Origin of the sequence: Streptomyces sp. NPDC050528 (genome assembly GCF_044457795.1) — a bacterium.
In the GTDB taxonomy this organism is placed as follows: domain Bacteria; phylum Actinomycetota; class Actinomycetes; order Streptomycetales; family Streptomycetaceae; genus Streptomyces.
Window position 1 is genome coordinate 1 of the sequence record NZ_JBITHH010000021.1, and the last position, 16,917, is coordinate 16,917.

Here is a 16,917-nt window from a genome sequence, read left to right on the forward strand (position 1 = left end):
AACAGCGGGGGGGCGGGGGGCGGGGGGGCCCCGTCACACCTTCACCCACCCCCCCCCCCCCCCCCCCCGCCCCCCCCCCCCCGGGGGGGGGGGGGGGGGCCCCCCCCCCCCCCCCCCCCCCCCCCCGACTGCTACAGCTAGCGGATCCCCCGCCACCCCTCCGGGTCCACCCCACCCGGCACAGAAGCGCTCTCGTCGTACGGCTGACGCGTGAAGACGAACGATCCGAGGTCCAGGTGACTCAGGGACCCGTCCGGGCGCCGTACGGGCCGCAGGAGCTCTCCGGCGTAGTAGCCCTCCAGCCCGGTCCAGGTGCCGTCGCCGTTGGCCCGGAACCGTGAGCGGCGGCCGCCGCCGGTCAGCGGCGCCAGCGAGGCCCCGCCGTCAGCGGTCAGCCGTAGGGCGAAGCCGTGTGTGCCCCAGTACCACTGGCCCGCCAACTCCAGCGCCTCGGCGTCGACTTCGGGCATCGGGCGCCATGGCTCGGGGATCCTCGGTTCGGCCTCGGCGACGATCCGAACGAGATCGACGGCCACCGATGCCAGTGGCGGCCCGGAGGTGCAGTTGGCGAGTACCACCGCCGAGACGTCGTCCGCGAGGCTGATGGTGAGGCTCGCCAGGAAGCCGGGCAGCGATCCGCCGTGGCCGATGAGCAGCCGGCCGTCGCGACGTTGGATCTGCAGACCGAGACCGTATGTGGAACCGTCCATGACGTCGGCGGTCTCCGCCGGTGCCGCCGGGGTCCGCATCTCCCGCACGGAGTCCGCGCTCAGTACGCGGTCGTCTCCGTGTGCCAGAAACACGGCGAATCGCGCCAAGTCGCCTGTAGTGGACCAGAGTTGACCGGCTGGCGCCATCCGGCCCAGGTCCTCGACGGGTTCCGGCAGCAATGCGTCGGCCCAGGGATGCACCGCCCAGCCACCCGCGTGCGGCGCCTGCGGCTGAGCACTCGTACGGTCCAGGCCCAGAGGTTCGAGCACTTCCCGCCGGAGTACGTCCTCCCACGGGGCACCGCGCAGTTCCTCTACGAGCGCGCCCAACAGCGTGTAGCCGGGGTTCGAATAGTGGAACCGGCGGCCGACCGGATGCAGCAGCGGCTGTTCACCCAGCACATCGCGGAGCTCCGGACGCAGGGAACCCGGCGTCCTCTCCCACCAAGGTGCGGGTGATTCGGCCGCCAACCCGCTTGTGTGCGCGAGCAGTTGGGCGATGGTCGCCTCCCCCGCACCAGTGCCGGGCAGATGCTTCTCCAGCGGGTCACCGAGGTCGAGGACGCCTTCGTCGCGCAGCCGCAGTACCAGCACGGCGGTGAACGTCTTGGTGATCGAGCCGATCCTGTACTGCACGTTCTCGTCCGGCCCGTGCCCGTCCACCGAGGTCCGCGCACCGTACCACACCGCCCGGCCGCCCCGCACCACGGCGGCGACCAACGACGGCGCCCGCCCCTCGGCCTGCGCCACGGCGATCCGATGCAACAACGCCCGGCGGGTACCGGGAAGCAAGTCGTCCTGAGATGTCGTCATGCCCCCAGTCCATCCGGCGGGACGGCGGTACGTCGAGCACATTTCTCGGGACACGGCCCTGGGTCGGCCGCCTACAGTCACGCGATCACGTCTGTGCCATGTCCACGAAGCGCGAGTAGTGGCCCTGGAAGGCGACGGTGATCGTCGCCGTCGGGCCGTTACGGTGCTTGCCCACGATGATGTCCGCCTCGCCCGCGCGTGGGGACTCCTTCTCGTACGCGTCCTCGCGGTGCAGCAGGATCACCATGTCGGCGTCCTGCTCGATGGAGCCGGACTCACGCAGGTCGGACACCATCGGCTTCTTGTCCGTGCGCTGCTCGGGACCACGGTTCAGCTGCGAGAGCGCGATCACCGGGACCTCCAGCTCCTTCGCCAGGAGCTTGAGGTTTCGGGACATGTCCGAGACTTCCTGCTGACGGCTCTCTTGGCGCTTGGAGCCACCGGCCTGCATCAGCTGCAGATAGTCGATGATCACGAGCTTGATGTCGCTGCGCTGCTTGAGCCGGCGGCACTTCGCGCGGATCTCCATCATCGACAGGTTCGGGGAGTCGTCGATGTACAGCGGCGCGGACGACACCTCGGGCATCCGTCGCGCCAGGCGGGTCCAGTCCTCGTCGGTCATGGTGCCGGAGCGCATGTGGTGCAGGGCGACCCGCGCCTCGGCGGACAGCAGACGCATCGCGATCTCGTTGCGTCCCATTTCGAGGGAAAAGATGACGCTCGGGAGGTTGTTCTTGATCGACGCCGCGCGAGCGAAGTCGAGCGCGAGGGTGGACTTACCCATGGCGGGACGGGCGGCGATGACGATCATCTGGCCCGGGTGCAGACCGTTGGTGAGCGAGTCGAGGTCCGTGAACCCGGTGGGCACGCCGGTCATCTCGCCGCTGCGTGAGCCGATCGCCTCGATCTCGTCGAGCGCGCCCTCCATGATGTCGCCGAGCGGAAGGTAGTCCTCGCTGGTCCGCTGCTCGGTGACCGCGTAGATCTCGGCCTGGGCCCGGTTGACGATCTCGTCGACGTCGTCGTCGGCCGCGTATCCCATCTGGGTGATGCGGGTGCCGGCCTCGACCAGTCGGCGCAGCACGGCGCGCTCGTGGACGATCTCCGCGTAGTACTCCGCGTTCGCCGCCGTGGGCACGGTCTGAACGAGCGTGTGCAGATACGATGCGCCGCCGACCTTGTTGATCTCACCGCGCTTGGTGAGTTCGGCGGCGATGGTGATCGGGTCGGCCGGTTCGCCCTTGGCGTAGACGTCGAGGATGGCCTGGTAGATCGTCTCGTGCGCGGGCTTGTAGAAGTCGTGGCCCTTGAGGACCTCGACGACGTCGGCGATGGCGTCCTTGGACAGAAGCATGCCGCCGAGCACGGACTGCTCGGCATCGAGGTCTTGCGGCGGCACCCGTTCGAAGGCCGACCCCGCGCCCTCCCACTCGCCGCCCTCCCGGCCGCGGTCGTGCTGTTCGTCGCGGCCCCGGCCTCCTTCACCGCGCCGCCGGGAAGCGGGCAGACGATCACTGGGACCGCTGTCGGCCCACGGGTCGTCCAAGGGCTCGGAAATACTCACCGAGCCACCTCCTCCCGTCCGCCGAGCGGACCTCGCCGTGCCCCTTATTTCTACGGCACGGCACTGACAAATGAAGCGCCCAACTCCGGTACGGGCGCGTCGGTTTTGTGATGGTTCTCGGGCCGACGGACGGAGCGGGCGCCGGTCCACCGTAGGCCCGCGGGCACCGTCAGCCAATCTGGTTATCCACAGGCCATGTGGACGACGGCCCGGATGCTGTGGAGAACCTGCCAAAACCTGTGCACGACCCGGTGGACAGCCCTGTGAACAAGCCCTCGCCACTTTCGCCGTAACCGATCTGACCTGCATCTTTCCCGTCCACCGGCTGTGCAGAAGAAAAACTTTCCGCATCGGACCAAGATCGCTTCGAACAGTGCGCGAGAGGACACGAGGCGAGATCAGAGGTAAGGGTCACACAGCAATTGCATCTCTTACCTGTGGACGATTAGATTAGTGCTCATGACACAGGCTCCCGCGGCCACCAGGGCCACCCGACGACAGCACGACCGAGAGATCGTCATGCTGGCCGTCCCGGCCTTCGGCGCACTCGTCGCCGAGCCCCTTTTCGTCATGGCCGACAGCGCGATCGTCGGCCATCTCGGCACCGCACAACTCGCCGGACTCGGCGTGGCATCCGCCCTCCTGACGACAGCCGTGAGCGTCTTCGTCTTCCTCGCCTACGCCACCACGGCGGCCGTCGCCCGACGCGTCGGCGCGGGTGATCTCCAGGCCGCCATCCGCCAGGGCATGGACGGCATCTGGCTCGCCCTGCTGATCGGCGCCACCGTCATAGCCGTCGTCCTCCCCTCGGCACCCGCCCTCGTCGACCTCTTCGGCGCCTCGGACACCGCCGCCCCCTACGCAACGACGTACCTCCGGATCTCCTCCATCGGCATCCCGGCCATGCTGATCGTCCTCGCCGCCACCGGAGTCCTCCGCGGACTGCAGAACACCAAGACACCGCTGTACGTCGCCATCTCGGGCTTCATCGCCAACGGCGTCCTCAACGTCGGCCTGGTCTACGGCGCCGACCTCGGTATCGCCGGCTCCGCCTGGGGCACCGTCATCGCCCAGTGGGGCATGGCTGCCGTGTATCTCGTCGTGGTCGTCCGCGGAGCCCGCCGACACGGCGCCTCCCTCAGTCCTGACGTGGCAGGGATCAGAGCCTCGGCCCAGGCCGGCGCACCTCTCCTAGTGCGCACGCTCTCCCTGAGGGCGATCCTCCTGATCGCCACCGCTGTCGCGGCCCGCCTCGGGGACGCCGACATCGCCGCGCACCAGATCATCCTGTCCCTGTGGTCTCTGCTGGCGTTCGCACTCGACGCCATCGCGATCGCGGGCCAGGCCATCATCGGCCGCTACCTCGGCGCGGACGATCCCCACGGCGCCCGAGCCGCCTGCCGTCGCATGGTGCAGTGGGGCATCGCCGTCGGAGTGGTGCTCGGCCTCTTGGTGATCCTCTCCCGCCCGCTCTTCCTCCCTTTGTTCACCAGTGACTCCACCGTCAAGGACACCGCCCTGCCCGCCTTGATCATGGTGGCGCTGTCCCAACCGATCTGCGGGGTCGTCTTCGTCCTGGACGGGGTACTGATGGGCGCGGGAGACGGGCCGTATCTCGCAGGGGCGATGTTGGTGACCCTGGCGGTCTTCGCACCAGCGGCCCTGCTTGTACCGACCCTCGGCGGCGGACTGACTGCCCTCTGGGGAGCGATGACTCTGATGATGACGGTGCGGATGCTGACGCTCCTGCTGCGCGCCCGCTCGGGCCGCTGGGTTGTCACAGGCGCGACCCGCTGACCGTTTCACGTGAAACACCGCGGCACGTCATGTTTCACGTGAAACATGACGTGCCGTAGCGCCGTCCCGAATGCACCACACGGGCCATGTCTCGCCATCCCGAGCACAGCAGACCGCCCCGAACACAGCAGAAGGGCCGCACCCCAACGGGTACGGCCCTTCTCTCAGCTATGCCGAGCGCAGCGGTCAGGCCGCGATGACCTCGATGTTGACCTTGGCGGCAACCTCGGGGTGCAGACGCACGGACGTCTCGTGGGCGCCCAGGGTCTTGATCGGGGACGTCAGCTCGATACGACGCTTGTCGACCTCGGGGCCACCGGAAGCCTTGATCGCCGAAGCGATGTCGGCCGGAGTGACGGAACCGAAGAGACGACCGGCGTCGCCGGAGCGGACGGCCAGACGGACCTTGACACCTTCGAGCTGGGCCTTCACGGAGTTGGCCTGCTCGATGGTCTGGATCTCGTGGATCTTGCGAGCACGACGGATCTGCTCGACGTCCTTCTCGCCACCCTTGGTCCAGCGGATAGCGAACTTCCGCGGGATCAGGTAGTTGCGAGCGTAACCGTCCTTGACGTCGACGACGTCGCCCGCGGCACCGAGGCCGGAGACCTCGTGGGTGAGGATGATCTTCATTGGTCGGTCACCCTTCCCTTATCGCGCGGTGGAGGTGTAGGGCAGCAGCGCCATCTCACGGCTGTTCTTCACAGCCGTGGCGACGTCACGCTGGTGCTGCGTGCAGTTGCCGGTGACGCGGCGGGCACGGATCTTGCCGCGGTCGGAAATGAACTTCCGCAGCATGTTCGTGTCCTTGTAGTCCACGTACTGGACCTTGTCCTTGCAGAATGCGCAGACCTTCTTCTTCGGCTTGCGCACAGGCGGCTTCGCCATGGTGTATCTCCTGTGTGATCAAGAAGTGTGGGTACGGCCCACCCTTGGCCCAAGGGCCTAGAAGGGGGGCTCGTCCGAGTAGCCGCCTCCGCCGCCACCGCTGGCGCCGCTGGAGTTTCCACCCCAGCCGCCGCCACCGCCGCCGCCCTGGTTGCCACCGGCAGGAGCGCCGGTCGCCCACGGGTCGTCGGCGGGAGCGCCGCCGGCCGGCTGACCGCCGCCGGAGTTTCCACCCCAGCCGCCGCCACCCTGGCCACCGCCGCCGCCACCGCCGAAACCGCCGCCCTGGCCACCGCGAGCACCACCGGCGGTCTTGGTGACCTTGGCCGTGGCACTGCGCAGGCTGGCGCCGACTTCCTCGACGTCCAGTTCGTAGACCGTGCGCTTTACGCCCTCACGGTCCTCGTAGGACCGCTGCTTCAACCGGCCCTGCACGATGACGCGCATGCCTCGCTGAAGCGATTCGGCGACGTTCTCCGCCGCCTGACGCCAGACCGAGCAGGTGAGGAAGAGGCTTTCGCCGTCCTTCCACTCGTTCGTCTGACGGTCGAAGGTGCGGGGAGTGGACGCGACACGGAACTTCGCGACCGCCGCACCGGACGGGGTGAAGCGCAGCTCGGGGTCGTCGACAAGATTGCCGACGACCGTGATGACGGTCTCGCCTGCCATGGGGGAACCTCTCGGCGGGTTTGCTGCTGGCTGCTTGGTGCTGCTACTCGAATCCCGAGATCAGCTGAGCTAGATGCTCAGTGGGTCTCGGGGCGGAGGACCTTGGTCCGGAGGACCGACTCGTTCAGGTTCATCTGGCGGTCGAGCTCCTTGACGACCGCAGGCTCGGCCTGCAGGTCGATGACCGAGTAGATGCCCTCGGGCTTCTTCTTGATCTCGTACGAGAGACGACGACGGCCCCAGGTGTCGACCTTCTCGACCTTTCCGTTGCCCTCACGGACGACGGAGAGGAAGTTCTCGATCAGGGGGGAGACAGCGCGCTCCTCCAGATCGGGGTCGAGGATGACCATCACCTCGTAGTGACGCATGTGGAACCCACCTCCTTTGGACTCAGCGGCCACGGTCGATCCGTGGCAGGAGGGTTGTGATGCGTAAGCAACAGTGTGTGCCAGTAAAACAGCCGCCACTGACATCGGGTGCCCTTCGCAGGGATTCCGAGTCGTGACATGGGCAGACACCAGTGCAGAGGATACAGAGTACCCGCACCCCGGCTTCCGGTTGAAATCCGGTGGCGGAGAGCGTCAATCTGTACACATCGGGTGCGTCCGGCGCGACGATGCGCCGCCTTCCGCAGGAGGTGCCACATGGCACAGGCATTGCGACCCAACACCGCCGGTTCTCTCTTCGCCACAGACGGCAAGCCCCATCCGCTCCAGGACACGCTGCTCGCGCTGACCCTGGTGCTCGGACTGACCGCGTTCATCACGGGCTTCTTCCACAGCCTGCATCTGCTCAGCTCCTGGACCGGCCTGCTGGGGATCCTCATCGGCGCCTACGGGCAGTGGATCTCCGAGACGACGAGGGAGCGCTTCGGCCTGATCCTGGGTCTCGGTGCCGCGGGTGTCGGATTCTTCCTCGGCATGGCGCACGGCGGACTGTTCGGCGGCGTCATCAGCTGACGGCGCGGACGCCGCAGTCCGAACACCGCGTAAAACACCACGGAACGCCTCGGCGGCCCACAGGCCGAGGGGAAGGTTGCATACGCCCAGTCGGGGCGCTCGTAAGGCGCAGTAGGCTTCGGCGCGAGAGCCGGAGCCCCTGTACCCATGGGGACACCCCAGCCCGAGGAGCGCCCCGAATGAGCCTGACCCTGAGGACCATCAGCCGTGAGCAGCATCTGGCATTCATCCAGAGCCTGCCCTCGGCGAGCCACATGCAGGTCCCGGCCTGGGCTGACGTGAAGGCGGAGTGGCGCTCCGAGAGCCTCGGCTGGATCGACGAGAAGACCGGCGAGCTGGTCGGCGCGGGGCTGGTCCTCTACCGCCAACTCCCCAAGATCAAGCGCTACTTGGCGTATCTGCCCGAGGGCCCGGTCATCAACTGGTTCGCGCCGAATCTGGACGACTGGCTCCAGCCGATGCTGGCCCACCTCAAGCACCAGGGCGCCTTCTCGGTGAAGATGGGCCCGCCGGTCATCATCCGGCGCTGGGAGGCCACCTCCATCAAGGCCGGCATCCAGAACCCGGACGTGAAGCGACTGCGGGACATCGAGGCCGACTTCATCGAACCGCGCGCCTTCGAGGTGGCCGACAAGCTGCGCCGTATGGGCTGGCAGCAGGGTGAGGACGGCGGCGCCGGCTTCGGCGACGTCCAGCCGCGCTACGTCTACCAGGTGCCGCTGGCCAACCGCTCCCTCGAAGAAGTCCACAAGAACTTCAACCAGCTGTGGCGCCGCAACATCAAGAAGGCCGAGAAGGCCGGTGTCGAGGTCGTCCAGGGCGGCTACCACGACCTTGAGGAATGGCAGCGGCTGTACGAGATCACGGCGGTGCGCGACCACTTCCGGCCCCGCCCGCTGTCGTACTTCCAGCGCATGTGGACGGCTCTCAACACCGAGGACCCCAACCGGATGCGGCTGTACTTCGCCCGGCACAACGGGGTGAACCTGTCGGCGGCGACGATGCTGGTGGTCGGCGGGCACGTCTGGTACTCCTACGGCGCCTCCGACAACATCGGGCGTGAGGTCCGGCCCTCGAACGCGATGCAGTGGCGGATGCTGCGCGACGCCTACGCACTCGGCGCCACCGTCTACGACCTGCGCGGCATCTCCGACTCGCTGGACGAGACCGATCACCTCTTCGGTCTGATCCAGTTCAAGGTGGGCACCGGCGGGCAGGCCGCCGAGTACCTCGGCGAGTGGGACTTCCCGCTCAACAAGCTGCTCCACAAGGCGCTCGACATCTACATGTCGCGCCGCTGACCTCACGGTCCTCGCTTCGATAACGTCGACAGCTCTCATACTTCTGGTACACCGCAGCCACCCGAAAGGTTCCAGGTCCGGCCATGGCGCTCACGCTCTCCGTCGACACCGCGCGCTGGCGGGCGCATCACAAGCACGTCGCCGAGCAGTTCCCCGGGCTCGTCCCGGTCTGCAAGGGCAACGGCTACGGCTTCGGGCACGAGCGGCTGGCGGAGGAGGCGACGCGCCTGGGCGCGGACGTCCTCGCCGTCGGCACGACGTACGAGGCCGCCCGGATCAAGGACTGGTTCGGCGGTGACCTGCTGGTGCTGACGCCGTACCGCCGCGGCGAGGAGCCCGTGCCGCTGCCGGACCGGGTCATCCGCTCGGTGTCGTCCATCGACGGCGTGTACGGCCTCGTGGGCGCCCGTGTGGTCATCGAGGTGATGTCCTCGATGAAGCGTCACGGCGTCAGCGAGCAGGAACTCCCGCAGCTGCACTCGGCCATAGAGAACGTGCGCCTGGAGGGCTTCGCCATCCACCTCCCGCTGGACCGCACCGACGGCTCGGACGCCGTCGAGGAGGTCATCGGCTGGATGGACCGGCTGCGGGCCGCCCGGCTGCCGTTGCACACGATGTTCGTCAGCCACCTCAAGGCCGAGGACCTCGCCCGGCTGCAGCAGCAGTTCCCGCAGACGCGCTTCCGCGCGCGGATCGGCACCCGGCTGTGGCTGGGGGACCACGAGGCCACCGAGTACCGCGGGGCGGTCCTGGACGTCACCCGGGTCTCCAAGGGCGACCGTTTCGGCTACCGGCAGCAGAAGGCGGCCTCGGACGGCTATTTGGTGGTCGTGGCGGGCGGTACCTCGCACGGGGTGGGTCTGGAGGCCCCCAAGGCGCTGCACGGCGTCATGCCGCGCGCCAAGGGCGTCGCCCGCGCCGGCCTCGCCACGGTGAACCGGAACCTTTCTCCGTTCGTCTGGGACGGCAAGCAGCGCTGGTTCGCCGAGCCGCCGCACATGCAGGTGTCGATCCTGTTCGTGCCGGTGGAGGCGGCCGAGCCGAAGGTCGGCGAGGAGTTGGTGGCCCATCTGCGGCACACCACCACGCAGTTCGACCGCATCGTGGATCGCTGAGCACCTCCGGAGCAGCGGAACCGAGCACCTCTGGACCAGCAGAAAGGCCGTACACGGACCCTTCCGTGTACGGCCTTTCGCGTGGTCGATCGATGCCCTGTAGGGGGCTGTTCGCTCAGAGCGAACGGTCGGCCGGTCCCTCTCCGCCCCACTCCACCTGCGGTCCGTCGAAGGGGGCCGCGTGCCGCCCGGGACGGGCCGCCGCCCCGAACACGAACACGTCCTCCGCCCTGTCGAGCACCCCGCCCGAGGGGTCGTCGTCGCCCGCCAGGCGCACCACGTCCCGCTCCGGCATGAGGATGTCGCGCACGATGACGGCGCACAGGTAGAGCGTGCCCAGGATGTGCAGCCCGATGACCAGTTGGTAGCCCTCGGTCGGCAGGCCCTTGTGGGCGTCTCCGCTGGTCGTGTACGCGAGGTACATCCAGATCCCCAGGAAGTACGCCACCTCGCACGCCTGCCAGATCAGGAAGTCCCGCCACTTCGGCCGGGCCAGCACGGCCAGCGGGACCAGCCACAGGACGTACTGCGGCGAGTAGACCTTGTTGGTGACGATGAACGCCGCGACGATCAGGAAGGCCAGCTGGGCGAAGCGCGGCCGGCGCGGGGCCGTCATCGTGAGCGCGGCGATGCCTCCGCAGCACAGGAGCATCAGCAGCGTGGCGAACGTGTTGACGGTGTCGGTGCTCAGCGGATCGGTGGACTTCTGGGCCAGGATCAGCCAGAACGACCCGAAGTCGACGCCCCGTTCCTGGCTGAACGTGTAGAACTTCGACCAGCCGTCGAAGGCGAAGAGCATCACCGGCAGGTTCACCGCCACCCACGCGACGGCGGTACCGCCCAGCGCCTTCCCGAAGTCCCGCCACTTGCCCGCGCGCCAGCACAGCAGGAACAGCGGGCCGAGCAGGAAGACGGGATACAGCTTCGCGGCCGTTGCAAGGCCCAACAGGACGCCGAACGCGAGGGAACGGCCCCTCGACCACATCAGCATCGCCGCGGCCGTCAGAGCGACCGCCAGGAGGTCCCAGTTGATGGTGGCGGTCAGCGCGAAAGCGGGCGCCAGGGCGACCAGCAGGCCGTCCCAGGGGCGGCGGGCGTGCGTGCGGCTGACGCAGACGACGATGACGGCCGCGCAGACCATCAGCATCCCGGCGTTGACCATCCAGTACCACTGTTCCTGGTGCTGGATGCTGCCGCTGCCCGGCGTGAGCCAGGCGGCCACCTCCATGAACACACCGGTCAGCACCGGGTATTCGAGGTACTGCATGTCTCCGGGGAGCTTGTCGAAGTACGGCACGAGCCCGTCGGCGAAACCGCGTCCCTGGTAGAGGTGCGGGATGTCCGAGTAGCACGCGTGCGTGTACTGCGAACTGGCCCCGAAGAACCAACCGCTGTTGTAGCAGGGCGCCTTCTGGACCAGGCCGAGGGCGAACATGCCGATCGCCACCAGCGCGACGACCCGTACGGGAGTCCACCAGGACGTCCCCAGGAGAGCGCGTCGGCCGATGGGGCCACCGATCAGTTCACTCCCGGCGGCGGCGACCTGGTCGTCCTTGGTCGGCCGTACGGGATCCGGCTCGTGCACGCTCGTGGGCGTCAGTTCTCCGCTGGGCATGGGGGACATCCTGCCGTACGCACCTGAGAGCGACAGGCCGTCGTGACAGTTTGCGTATTGTTTTGAATTGATACACCCCAATTACGAAGATTATTAATCTTGCAGGGCTCAGTCCACCATAACTACGATCACGACGCGGAGAGAATTCACTCAACAACTGGGGGATGAATGAAGAAACTCGCAAGATTCGGCCTGGTCGGCGTTGCTTCCGCACTGTTCGTGGGTTTCGCAGCCAGTCCTTCGCAAGCGGTCACGGTGCACACCGCCGAATGTTCCGCCACTGGCTCCAGCGGCTCGGTCATCACTACCGGGTGGGACTACAACGACAGAAGCATTCCCAATCTCACCCTCACCGTGCGGGACACCCTCACCGACGGCCACCACGCGTCAATCCGGCTGCTGGTGCAGTACACGGATTCCGTGGGCTATTACCCGTGGCACGCCAACTACAACGGTGCCGGCAGCACCGTGGAGTTCAACTCCTACGTGCCCACTGGTGGCACCATCTTCGATGTCGGTCTTCAGGTGGGGACCTTCGAGGGTGACGATCTGAAATACTACTGCACGCAATGGGTTTCCGATTAGCAAGGCTCCGGCCAGACAGTCGCCCCGCGAAGTCCGATAGAAAGAGGCCGGTGTCCGACGCCATTGAATGGCGTCGGACACCGGCCTCTTTTTATCGGTCAGCCCGTTGAGCCGCCGAAGAGACCTCCATTGCCGTTGCCTCTATTACTGCCGCTGCTTTCCGTAGCGGTGGCCGTGTCCGTCGGCGTGGACGTCGTACCTCCGTCGGTGCCGCCGGTGTCGCCGCACTGCCAGCTGAACTGGCAGGTGTCGGTCGGCGAAGGTGTCGAACTCGGCGTCTCGCTGGGCGTCTCGCTCGGTGTCTCGCTGGGCGTCTCGCTCGGCGTCACCACGGGCGTCGGAGTGGGAGTCGGAGCACCGTCCTCGTTCGACACCTTGTCGATCTTGGTCGCGTCCGGGAAGCCGGGGTCCGACTTGCCCTTCAGCGCGGCCTCCATGTACTCGGTCCAGATCGACGTCGGAATGTCACCACCATGGATGGAGGCGACGCCGGCCGTACCGTTCATGGAAAGCAGCTTGGCGTCCTTCGGATTCTCACGGAACATCGCGATCGACGTCGAGAGCTGCTGGGTGTAGCCGACGAACCAGGCCGACTTGTTGCTGTCGGTGGTACCGGTTTTACCGGCCGCCGCACGGCCCAAAGCCTTCGCGCTCTTCGCCGTACCGTTCTGGATGACGTTCTCCAGGGTGTCCGTGACGTTGTTCGCCACGTTCTCCGGCATCGCCGGCTTCACCGTCGGCTTGGTGAAGCCGGACAGCGACTGGCCGTCGCGCTTGACGGCGGTCACCGAATACGGGTCCGCCTGCTTGCCCGAGGCGGCGAACGTCGCATAGGCATCGGCCATCCGGATCGCGCTGGGGGTCGACGTACCAATGGCGAAGGACGGGTTGAGGTTCTTCGCCATACTGCCCTCCAGGATGCCCGACGCCTCGGCGACGTCCCGCACCTTCGTCATCCCGACGTCGACACCGAGCTGGACGTACGGGGTGTTGATGGACTGCTCCATCGCCTTGCGGAGCGAGATGTAGCCCCAGGCGTAATCACTCTCGTTGTTCTGGTAGAAGATCGAGTTGTCCTTGTTCAGGACGTATGAGCCGTTCTGCTGTCTGACCTTGAGATGGTCGTCGCCGTTGTACTTGCTGAGCGGCGAGATCCCGACGCCGTCGGTCTTGTACGTGCCGTACTCCATGGCCGCGGCGAGCACGAACGGCTTCCAGGTCGAACCCACGGGGACACCCGAGGTGTCGGCGTTGTTGGTGAAGTGGCCGTTCTCGTAACCGTCGCCTCCGTAGAGGGCGACGATCGCTCCGTCGTTGGGCACCACCGAGGCCGCGCCGAACTGGACGTACTTGTCCAGACTGCGCTTCTTCGGATCGATGCGCTCTTTCTGGATCTTCTTCACGGCCGCGCTCAGTTCGTTGACCTTGTCCTTCTGGAAGGTCGTGTAGATCTGGTAGCCGCCCTGGTCGAACTCGGTCTGCGAGATGTTCGAGTGGTTCAGGACGTACTTCTTGGCCGTGTCCACCAGATAGCTGATCTGGCCGGTCATGCCCTTGGTCGCCTTGAGCCCCTGCGGCATGGGGTACTTCTTGATGGCCGTCTGGTACTCGGCGTCCGTGATGTGCTTGTCGTTGTGCATCTGTTCGAGGATCCAGCTCCAGCGGGCCTTGGAGCGGGCGGTGTTGGACTTGGAGTCCGCCGCGGGATCGATGTTCGTGGCACCGATCGGGTCGTAGTACGTCGGACCCTTCAACAGAGCCGCCAGGAAGGCGCACTGACTCGGCGTCAGCTTGACCGCGTCCACGCCGTAGTAGGTCTGCGCGGCGGCCTGTATGCCGTAGGCGCCGCGGCCGTAGTACGAGGTGTTCAGGTAGCCCTGGAGGACCTGGTCCTTGCTGAGCTGGGTGCCCACCTTGATGGAGATGAACATCTCCTTGAACTTACGGGTGACCGTCTGTTCCTGGCTCAGGTAGGTGTTCTTGACGAACTGCTGGGTGATCGTCGAGCCACCCTGCGTCTCACCGCCCCGGGCCATGTTGGCCAGGGCCCGGGCGATGCCCATGGGGTCGACGCCCGAGTCCGTGTAGAAGCTCTTGTTCTCGGCCGAGATCACCGACCACTGCATGGCCTTGGGGATCTGCTCGATGGTGATGTTCTGGCGGTTGGCGCCGGTGCCCGTGGCGACCATCTGGTCGCCGTTGGACCAGTAGTAGACGTTGTTCTGCGACTTGGCCGCCGTGTTCTCGCTGGGGATGCCGACCATCGCGTAGCCGACACCGACCGCGGCCACCAGGCTGCCGAAGAAGAACACGCAGAGGCCGGAGACCAGGCGCCAGGAGGGCATCCAGCGGCGCCATCCGTACTTGCCGAAGCGCGGATAGTCGATGAACCGCTTCTTGCCGGGCGCGGGAGCGCGGCCTCTGCCACGGCCGGGCCCGCTCGGGCCGCCGGGACCTTGGCCGGCGGGCTCTCTGCGACGGCCGCCGCCTCTCTGGGCAGCCCGACGTGCTTCGGCGCGGCTGCCGTACTGGCGCTCCTCACCCCCCTCGGCGGGGTTCGACCCATAGGAGTCGGAGGGAGACCCGGTGGTGGCGCCTCGCGGTGCCGCGCGGCGGCCGGGGGTCGGTCCGGACTGGCCGCGTCGGGCCGCGGCACGTCCGCCTCCCTGCGGCTGCGGCGGTTTGCGACGGTGCTCGCTCATCGAACGATTACTCCTCGGGCAGGCGCATCCGTGCGCGCCTGGAAACGGCGGCTGGTTTCCGGTCCCCCCGAAGTACGGATGTGGTCGGTTCTGCATTCATCCGTACCGCGCCGGGGACGTCGACGCCCCCACGCGTCACTTGGTTCCCGGTGGTGTGCATGCCGGACAGACTACGCACCGTCAAAACCTGCTTAGCGCCGAAGTTCACCCCAAATCAGGCAACTTGATTCCAACGAATCAGTGATGTGACGCCGCTCACCATCTCCCCACTTGTCGCATCCGGAAGGCCGTTCTATCGTCTGGATGTATCGAGTCGATACATCAGCTCGGCATAAAGACCGTCACGGACGGACCGCGGACAGGAAGGAGGCGACGATGAGCAGACGCTCCGGCATCCTCGAGTTCGCCATCCTCGGCCTGCTCCGCGAATCCCCGATGCACGGCTACGAGCTGCGGAAACGACTCAACACGTCACTCGGTGTGTTCCGTGCGTTCAGCTACGGGACGCTCTACCCCTGCCTCAAGACGCTGGTCGCCAACGGCTGGTTGATCGAGGAGACGGGGAACACCCCCGAGGACGCCCTTACCGCCACCCTCGCGGGACGTCGCGCCAAGATCGTCTACCGGTTGACGGCGGAAGGTAAGGAGCACTTCGAGGAGCTGCTCTCGCAGACGGGGCCCGACGCGTACGAGGACGAACATTTCGCCGCTCGTTTCGCCTTCTTCGGGCAGACGTCACGCGACGTACGCATGCGCGTACTGGAAGGTCGCCGCAGCCGGCTGGAGGAGCGCCTCGACAAGATGCGCACCTCCCTGGCGCGGACCCGGGAGCGCCTCGACGACTACACGCTTGAGCTGCAGCGCCACGGAATGGAGTCCGTGGAGCGCGAAGTGCGCTGGCTGAACGAGCTCATCGAGAGCGAGCGTGCCGGACGGGACCTGAAGGGTCCTGCCTCCGGAGGCTCCGCTCAGCAGGACAGCACATCTGGGGAGTCGGGCGGCCTGCCCCGGCTCGGGGGCGCCACCCCCGGGCCGGATCCGTCCGACGAAACCACCACATGAGGTCCAGTCAGGGCCTCACCTCGCACACACAGGGAGCAACCGGAATGGGTTCGGTTCGCGTAGCCATCGTCGGCGTGGGCAACTGCGCCGCCTCGCTGGTACAGGGCGTCGAGTACTACAAGGACGCCGATCCGGCGGCCAAGGTGCCCGGCCTGATGCACGTCCAGTTCGGCGACTACCACGTCGGTGACGTCGAGTTCGTCGCCGCGTTCGACGTCGACGCGAAGAAGGTCGGTCTCGACCTCTCGGACGCCATCGGTGCCAGTGAGAACAACACCATCAAGATCTGCGACGTCCCGAACAAGGGCGTCACGGTCCAGCGCGGTCACACGCTCGACGGCCTGGGCAAGTACTACCGCATGACGATCGAGGAGTCCGACGAGACCCCGGTCGACGTCGTCCAGATCCTCAAGGACAAGCAGGTCGACGTCCTGATCTGCTACCTGCCCGTCGGTTCCGAGGACGCGGCCAAGTTCTACGCCCAGTGCGCCATCGACGCCAAGGTCGCCTTCGTCAACGCCCTCCCGGTCTTCATCGCCGGCACCAAGGAGTGGGCGGACAAGTTCACCGAGGCCGGCGTCCCGATCGTCGGCGACGACATCAAGTCGCAGGTCGGCGCCACCATCACGCACCGTGTGATGGCCAAGCTGTTCGAAGACCGCGGTGTCCGCCTCGAGCGCACGATGCAGCTCAACGTCGGCGGCAACATGGACTTCAAGAACATGCTGGAGCGCGACCGCCTCGAGTCCAAGAAGATCTCGAAGACGCAGGCCGTCACCTCGCAGATCCCGGACCGCGACCTGGGCGAGAAGAACGTCCACATCGGCCCGTCGGACTACGTCCAGTGGCTCGACGACCGCAAGTGGGCCTACGTCCGTCTCGAAGGCCGTGCCTTCGGCGACGTCCCGCTGAACCTGGAGTACAAGCTGGAGGTCTGGGATTCCCCGAACTCCGCGGGTGTCATCATCGACGCCCTGCGCGCCGCGAAGATCGCCAAGGACCGCGGCATCGGCGGCCCGATCCTCTCCGCGTCGAGCTACTTCATGAAGTCCCCGCCGGTCCAGTACTTCGACGACGAGGCCTACGCGAACGTCGAGAAGTTCATCAAGGGCGAGGTCGAGCGCTAGGACCCGCTGG

Annotated in this window: 15 protein-coding genes; 7 read left to right on the forward strand and 8 right to left on the reverse strand. The window is 66.8% G+C overall.

Translation table 11 applies throughout. The annotated features are described in order from the left end of the window. Positions 1-137: 137 nt before the first annotated feature. Both ACIBK4_RS46895 and dnaB read right to left on the reverse strand, forming a co-directional pair. Positions 138-1,523, reverse strand: a complete 1,386-nt coding sequence (locus ACIBK4_RS46895; protein WP_399005708.1) for a serine hydrolase domain-containing protein — start codon at positions 1,521-1,523, stop codon at positions 138-140. An 85-nt stretch (positions 1,524-1,608) separates the two neighbouring features. Then, on the reverse strand, positions 1,609-3,087 hold the full coding sequence (gene dnaB / locus ACIBK4_RS46900; RefSeq protein WP_366437491.1) for a replicative DNA helicase: 1,479 nt from the start codon (positions 3,085-3,087) through the stop codon (positions 1,609-1,611). Between the two features lie 459 nt (positions 3,088-3,546). Between dnaB and ACIBK4_RS46905 the strand changes: the two genes are divergently transcribed. Then, positions 3,547-4,884 carry an MATE family efflux transporter gene (locus ACIBK4_RS46905; protein ID WP_399005710.1) on the forward strand — a complete coding sequence of 446 codons (1,338 nt, stop codon included), beginning with the start codon at positions 3,547-3,549 and terminating at the stop codon, positions 4,882-4,884. A gap of 186 nt (positions 4,885-5,070) precedes the next feature. Here the strand turns inward: ACIBK4_RS46905 and rplI are convergent, their stop codons facing one another. The 4 genes from rplI to rpsF form a co-directional block, all read right to left on the reverse strand. Beyond that, positions 5,071-5,517, reverse strand: a complete 447-nt coding sequence (gene rplI, locus ACIBK4_RS46910) for a 50S ribosomal protein L9 (RefSeq protein WP_019055128.1) — start codon at positions 5,515-5,517, stop codon at positions 5,071-5,073. A gap of 18 nt (positions 5,518-5,535) precedes the next feature. Beyond that, complete coding sequence (gene rpsR, locus ACIBK4_RS46915) at positions 5,536-5,772, reverse strand: 30S ribosomal protein S18 (RefSeq protein WP_006381652.1); 237 nt, start codon at positions 5,770-5,772, stop codon at positions 5,536-5,538. Positions 5,773-5,829: 57 nt separating this feature from the next. Next, on the reverse strand, positions 5,830-6,441 hold the full coding sequence (locus tag ACIBK4_RS46920) for a single-stranded DNA-binding protein (protein WP_399005713.1): 612 nt from the start codon (positions 6,439-6,441) through the stop codon (positions 5,830-5,832). Between the two features lie 77 nt (positions 6,442-6,518). Next, the gene (rpsF, locus tag ACIBK4_RS46925; RefSeq protein WP_006604399.1) at positions 6,519-6,809 is read right to left on the reverse strand and encodes a 30S ribosomal protein S6; all 291 of its coding nucleotides are present in this window, start codon (positions 6,807-6,809) and stop codon (positions 6,519-6,521) included. Between the two features lie 276 nt (positions 6,810-7,085). Between rpsF and ACIBK4_RS46930 the strand changes: the two genes are divergently transcribed. The 3 genes from ACIBK4_RS46930 to ACIBK4_RS46940 all read left to right on the forward strand — a co-directional run bounded on the left by ACIBK4_RS46930 (position 7,086) and on the right by ACIBK4_RS46940 (position 9,816). Beyond that, positions 7,086-7,400: a hypothetical protein gene (locus ACIBK4_RS46930; RefSeq protein WP_399005715.1), complete on the forward strand. Its 315-nt coding sequence runs from the start codon at positions 7,086-7,088 to the stop codon at positions 7,398-7,400. 179 nt (positions 7,401-7,579) lie between these two features. Further along, positions 7,580-8,701: a peptidoglycan bridge formation glycyltransferase FemX gene (gene femX / locus ACIBK4_RS46935; protein WP_399005717.1), complete on the forward strand. Its 1,122-nt coding sequence runs from the start codon at positions 7,580-7,582 to the stop codon at positions 8,699-8,701. Between the two features lie 83 nt (positions 8,702-8,784). Continuing rightward, complete coding sequence (locus ACIBK4_RS46940; RefSeq protein WP_399005719.1) at positions 8,785-9,816, forward strand: alanine racemase; 1,032 nt, start codon at positions 8,785-8,787, stop codon at positions 9,814-9,816. Between the two features lie 115 nt (positions 9,817-9,931). On the opposite strand, the gene ACIBK4_RS46945 is transcribed toward ACIBK4_RS46940, so the two are convergent. After that, complete coding sequence (locus ACIBK4_RS46945) at positions 9,932-11,431, reverse strand: glycosyltransferase family 87 protein (RefSeq protein ID WP_399005721.1); 1,500 nt, start codon at positions 11,429-11,431, stop codon at positions 9,932-9,934. Positions 11,432-11,599: 168 nt separating this feature from the next. On the opposite strand from ACIBK4_RS46945, the gene ACIBK4_RS46950 reads away from it, so the two are divergent. Further along, a complete protein-coding gene (locus ACIBK4_RS46950) occupies positions 11,600-12,016 on the forward strand; it encodes a hypothetical protein (RefSeq protein ID WP_399005723.1) in 417 nt (138 codons plus the stop codon). A 98-nt stretch (positions 12,017-12,114) separates the two neighbouring features. Here the strand turns inward: ACIBK4_RS46950 and ACIBK4_RS46955 are convergent, their stop codons facing one another. Then, positions 12,115-14,361, reverse strand: a complete 2,247-nt coding sequence (locus tag ACIBK4_RS46955; protein ID WP_399006000.1) for a transglycosylase domain-containing protein — start codon at positions 14,359-14,361, stop codon at positions 12,115-12,117. A 732-nt stretch (positions 14,362-15,093) separates the two neighbouring features. Between ACIBK4_RS46955 and ACIBK4_RS46960 the strand changes: the two genes are divergently transcribed. Both ACIBK4_RS46960 and ACIBK4_RS46965 read left to right on the forward strand, forming a co-directional pair. Further along, positions 15,094-15,780 carry a PadR family transcriptional regulator gene (locus ACIBK4_RS46960; RefSeq protein ID WP_033285749.1) on the forward strand — a complete coding sequence of 229 codons (687 nt, stop codon included), beginning with the start codon at positions 15,094-15,096 and terminating at the stop codon, positions 15,778-15,780. A gap of 44 nt (positions 15,781-15,824) precedes the next feature. Next, positions 15,825-16,907, forward strand: coding sequence for an inositol-3-phosphate synthase (locus tag ACIBK4_RS46965; RefSeq protein WP_200713261.1), 1,083 nt, complete (start codon positions 15,825-15,827; stop codon positions 16,905-16,907). Positions 16,908-16,917: the final 10 nt, after the last annotated feature.